Genomic DNA, 3,942 nt, shown 5'->3' with positions numbered 1-3,942 from the left:
GGCCCCACAATGGGCCGGACCACCAACGCATGTTCTCCCTATACCGGCACCCCGTACTCCAGATACACCGTCAGCCCCTGCTCACGGGCCCGCACACACGCCTCCACCCGCACCGCGAGCCGCTCCACCAACCGCTCCCGGAGCCGGTCGACCGCAACGAACTCCATCGCCCCGAGCTCCTCCGCCTGCAACCGGGCCCCCGACAGCCGATCCCCGCTCAGCACCCCACCGTCGAACACATAGACCAGGCCCTCACTGCGCCCAGGCCGCGCCCCACGCCAGTCCACACCAAGGAGCCGGCCCGGCTCCCACTCCAGCCCCAGTTCCTCCTTGACCTCCCGCACCGCACCCGCGCGAGGGGACTCGTCCCACTCCACGGCACCGCCGGGGATCTCCCACAAGGGCTTGTAGACCGGGTCCACCAACAGCACCCGCCCCTCCGGATCAAAGAACAAAACCCCTGCGGCGACCCGCTTACGCGGCAACGTCCGCTCGTACTCCTCCGGGCTCATCTGCACGTTCATGCACACGACCCAAACACACCCGCAATAGACACCAGCGATTCCCCGACACCAGGTACACAACTGTTGCAAACCACCGCGAAGACGAACACGCGAGTACGAACACGCGAGTACGGGCGGCCCAGCCCACGGCGACCCGCACCCGCTGCTCCTGTCCTACGCCCCCGCTCCAGCCCGCGAACGCAAATGCCGCCCCTGTACGTCACACAGGGGATTCCTCCGGCTCCCGGATCCGGCCGCAGTGAGGGGCGGCGTCTCGCCCGAGCAGGTGGTATTCGTCGGGGACAGTCCCGGCGACATGAGCGCCGCGCGCGCCGCCGGTGTCCTCGCGCTGGGTGCCGCGTGGGGCTGGCACCCGTCAGCCGCCCTCCGTACGGCTGGAGCCCGTCACCTGCTGTCCGATCCCACCCGCATCGGACCGTCCCTCCTGCATCACCTGACTCCAATCTCCGCGACCTGACCCACTCGCCCCGCTACAGTGGAAGGGCACCCGAAACGGATGCCCTTCCCGACTTCCAAGGGACTCAAGGCATGTGCGTGATGCGGCGACAGGCGCCAAGCGCCGGCCGGGACCGTTGAGGCACCACCTCACACGGTCCGGGTCGGCGCTCACCCCCGCGCCCTGCCCGCCACCACCTGTGAGTCGCCTCCATGTCTTCGCTTCCCCCCGTCGGCCGTCTGCGATGGACCGACGTTCCGGCCCCGCTGCGGACCCGCCTCGAAACCGCCCTCGGATCCTCCGTTATGGACGTGGACACCCCGGCGGGCGGCTTCGGCCACCAGCTTGCCGCCGCACTCCGCCTCGCCAGTGGCCGACGGGTTTTCGTCAAGGCCGCTCCCGACGACGACCCGCTGACCGACGCCAACGTCCACGAGGCCAACGTCCTGGACGTGCTGCCTCCCGGCGCCCCGGCCCCGGAGCTCCTGGGGATCTACCGTGCAGCCGGCTGGACCGCCGTCGTCATCGCCCATCTGGACGGACCGCACCCCGACCTCTCACCGGCCTCCGGCGACGCCGGGCAGACCTGGGCCCTGCTCGACAAGCTCACCTCCAGCCCCGCCCCGGCTGCCTACACCGCGGCGGTCGCCAGCACACCCTCCGGCGCGGCTGGCCTCCACGGCTGGGACGTCCTGCTCGCGAACCCGCCGGGCGACCTGAACCCCGACGTACGGGACCGGCTGCACCAGCTCGCCGAACTCGAGGCCGCCTGGCCCGGCCTCGCTCACGGCGACCGGATCGTCCACGGCGACCTGCGCGCCGACAACATGGTCCGCGACCAGGAGCGTGGGGTGACCTTCGTGGACTGGGCCCACGCCACCACCGGGCCCGCCTGCGTCGACGCAGTCTCCCTCGCCCCTCAGCTCGTCCTCGCCGGCCACACCCCCAAGGACATCACCCGCCTGCTGGACGAACATTTCGCAACTGCGACAGACCCCCTGGCCGCCACCGCATTCCTCGCCGCCCTCACCGGCCACTGGCACCGCAACGCCCGACTGCCCGCACCCCCCGGCGCCCCCGGCCTCCGCGCCTACCAGCACCGCGCCGCCACCGCGGGAATGGCACTTCTCGCGCTTCGCGTGAACTGAACTGCCTACGTTCCGGGCCGCCGGCCTGCTGCGGACGTGTGTTCATGCCGGGTGATCTGGCCGACAGGTGATCAGTCGTCGGTGCTCAGGTTGCTCGCCCGCGCGATTCCGTCCAGCTCGTTGCTCACGGATTCGCGCTCGGTGCTCCACTGGTCGATGAAGTCGCGGACTTCCTGCACTTTGGCGGGGTCGTCGGCCTCTTCGGGGTCCATGAGGACGAAGCCGGAGTGGCCGTCGGATCCGGGCACCTCGACGATCTGCTGGTCCATCTTTCCGGTGAGGAGCATCGTCAGGACGGTCGCGAACTCGCGATTCATCTCCAACGTGAATGTGGAGTCGTCCTCGGAGTCGATGGTGCCCTCGCGGCCTTGAGCCAGCAGATGGAATGCCTCGTGCAGAGCCCGGGCCAGAGCCCCGTACTGGTCCGGGTCCATCCGGGCCTGGAGCGTTTCCATGTAGAGGGCCACTTTGGCCGCACGGCTGTCTTCCCCGGGGGCGGCGCCTTCGTCGTTCATTCACACAGCCTGGCCCGGCCCACCGCACCCGTCCAGGCCCGCACACACTTCCGATCTACCGGAGCGAACAAGGTCGTACCGGCGAGGAGTGATCGCCGGTACGACCCGCAGGGATGATGCCATGCGCTACCCGCAGCGGTCGGGGCGCAGAAGGGCTCCGTGTCAGTGCCGGGATTTACGCTCATGAGTTCTCAGCACCGAGCAAGGAGAGCGCGTCCATGGCCATTGACTTTGTTGCTCTACACGAGCCGCTCGTGGAGTGGGTCCACGAACAGACGGCCGCGAACTCGACGGAGTACGTGACGATCACTGCTTTCGGCGAACTGCACGGCCTCGACGAGCAGCAGTCCTTCCGACTGCTGCTGACGTGCAAGAACTGGGGCCTGCTGGGCGATCACTACGCCACGATGGACGATCCGGCGGCCAATCTGACACCACGGGGACTGCAGTGGGTGCAGGAACGCCAAGGCCGGCGCGCAGACCCCAGAGCGCGCAGCGCGGCTGCACGCAAGGGCCTGCTGACCTGGCTATGGACGCAGAAGGAGAAAGGCGTTGGCTTCCCCTACGCCGACGGCATCCTCCAGTCTCCGCTCTCGCTCTTCGAGGGCGACCGGCTGACGCCTGGCGAGGTCGACCGCGCAGCGGCCTACCTGCTCTCCAAGGAACTGATCACAGGAAACAAGTCCGGACAGCTGGAAGGGCCCGCCCGGGCCGAGATCACCGCAAAGGGGCAGGACTGCGTGGAGCACTTCGAAGGTGACGTAAGCGCGTACGAGCGTCGCAACAGCAGCGGCAACACGACGTTCAACATCGGGGAGAACACGGGCAACATCGCCGCGAACAGCCGTGACTTCACCATGACCGCCACGACCAACAAGGACGGGATCGACCCCGCGGCGGTCGTCATGCTCGCCCGCGCGCTGCGCCAGGCAGTGCCTGCTCTGGAACTTCCGGAAGACGACGTCCTTGAGTTCACTCAGCTTGCCACGCGTCTCGAATCCGAGGCCGCCAACGGATCTCCTGACCCGGGCAGGCTCCAGCGCTGGGGCGGATCCATCGTCGGCATCCTCAACTCCCCTGTCGTCAGCGGAGCCCTGGGAAGCGTGCTCGCCGCATACACCGGAACGGTGCTTCCGGGGCTGCCTCCCGCGTGACCCGCAGCTCAGACTGAGACACGGGGCGGGCCACGAAGAGCCCCTCCTCCTGAGGCCCGCCCCGTTTCGCCTAAGAGCCTGTCGGGTGGCTGATCATGCGTGATGCGTGACGGTCGTGATCTGCCTTCCGGGCATGGCGACGGCCCCGGAATGATCACGTGGTGT

5 protein-coding genes are annotated in these 3,942 nt (G+C 68.6%); 3 read left to right on the top strand and 2 right to left on the bottom strand.

Features of this window, described 5'->3' with window-relative positions; translation table 11 throughout:
• Positions 1-38: 38 nt before the first annotated feature.
• Positions 39-524 (bottom strand): NUDIX domain-containing protein, encoded by a 486-nt coding sequence (locus ABTZ94_RS36585; RefSeq protein WP_351207618.1) that lies wholly within the window; start codon positions 522-524, stop codon positions 39-41.
• A gap of 238 nt (positions 525-762) precedes the next feature.
• Here ABTZ94_RS36585 and ABTZ94_RS36580 point away from each other — a divergent pair, with 238 nt between their 5' ends.
• On the top strand, positions 763-981 hold the full coding sequence (locus tag ABTZ94_RS36580) for an HAD family hydrolase (protein ID WP_351207616.1): 219 nt from the start codon (positions 763-765) through the stop codon (positions 979-981).
• 191 nt (positions 982-1,172) lie between these two features.
• Positions 1,173-2,108, top strand: a complete 936-nt coding sequence (locus tag ABTZ94_RS36575) for a phosphotransferase family protein (RefSeq protein WP_351207614.1) — start codon at positions 1,173-1,175, stop codon at positions 2,106-2,108.
• Between the two features lie 71 nt (positions 2,109-2,179).
• On the opposite strand, the gene ABTZ94_RS36570 is transcribed toward ABTZ94_RS36575, so the two are convergent.
• Positions 2,180-2,623: a hypothetical protein gene (locus ABTZ94_RS36570; protein WP_351207612.1), complete on the bottom strand. Its 444-nt coding sequence runs from the start codon at positions 2,621-2,623 to the stop codon at positions 2,180-2,182.
• 218 nt (positions 2,624-2,841) lie between these two features.
• On the opposite strand from ABTZ94_RS36570, the gene ABTZ94_RS36565 reads away from it, so the two are divergent.
• Entirely contained in the window at positions 2,842-3,777 is a 936-nt protein-coding gene (locus ABTZ94_RS36565) for a protease-associated domain-containing protein (RefSeq protein ID WP_351207610.1), read from the top strand.
• The last annotated feature ends 165 nt before the right edge of the window (positions 3,778-3,942 follow it).

It is taken from the genome of Streptomyces sp. NPDC002785 (genome assembly GCF_040295565.1).
Lineage (GTDB): Bacteria > Actinomycetota > Actinomycetes > Streptomycetales > Streptomycetaceae > Streptomyces.
Note: the sequence above shows the minus strand (reverse complement) of the source record. Positions and strands in the feature narration are given on the sequence as shown.